This is a genomic window from Corynebacterium sp. HMSC05H05, assembly GCF_001807265.1.
Lineage (GTDB): Bacteria > Actinomycetota > Actinomycetes > Mycobacteriales > Mycobacteriaceae > Corynebacterium.
Map to the genome: position 1 here is coordinate 1 of NZ_KV788385.1, position 619 is coordinate 619.

The following is a 619-nucleotide window of genomic DNA, read 5'->3' on the forward strand; positions in this document are numbered from 1 at the left end:
TGGAGTTGTCAGTGGGTGAATGCGCCACCTCGACTTGGAGGTTGTTGTGGCTGGTCGTTGGACTCCGAAGGATGTGAAAGCTGCTTCTGTGGCGCGGCTTGTTGCAGGCGATGATGTCTGCGAGATTGCTTGTGAAGCCGGTGTGGCAGAGGCCACGGTTTATGAATGGGTCAAGCAAGCTGGTGCGCTCCCGCCGAAGAAGGCGTTGGCGCGTGCACGCGACCAGCTTGTCGACGACGCGGTGGCGTTGGTGACTGCTGGTATGTCGGTGCCGGATGCGGCTGCGACGTTAGGCATGCCAAAGAGTGCGTTATACAAGCGGTTGGCGAAAGTCGGTGTGCTGACCGAACTGCAGAAAAAGCCGCGCATCACCCCGCAGCAGAAAGCAGACGCGGTCGCACGGGTGCTGGCTGGTGAGCCGGTGAAACGCGTTGCTGATGCATATGGCATGTCGGCCAATTCGGTGTATCGCTGGGTGCAGCAAGCACGCCAGAAGAAGGCGGCTGAACGCTGTGATGCGTCACAGCGCGCCAACACGCCGGAGGCTTGCGCGGTAAAACCACCTGCACACAGCAAAGTTGATGGCGTGCCAGCACCAATGAAAACACAGGCAGGTAGC

1 protein-coding gene is annotated in these 619 nt (G+C 59.8%); it reads left to right on the forward strand.

What is annotated here, in order from left to right; genetic code table 11:
- Positions 1 to 19: 19 nt before the first annotated feature.
- On the forward strand, positions 20 to 619 hold a 600-nt coding region (locus HMPREF3151_RS11545), incomplete at its 3' end, for a transposase (protein ID WP_141741311.1).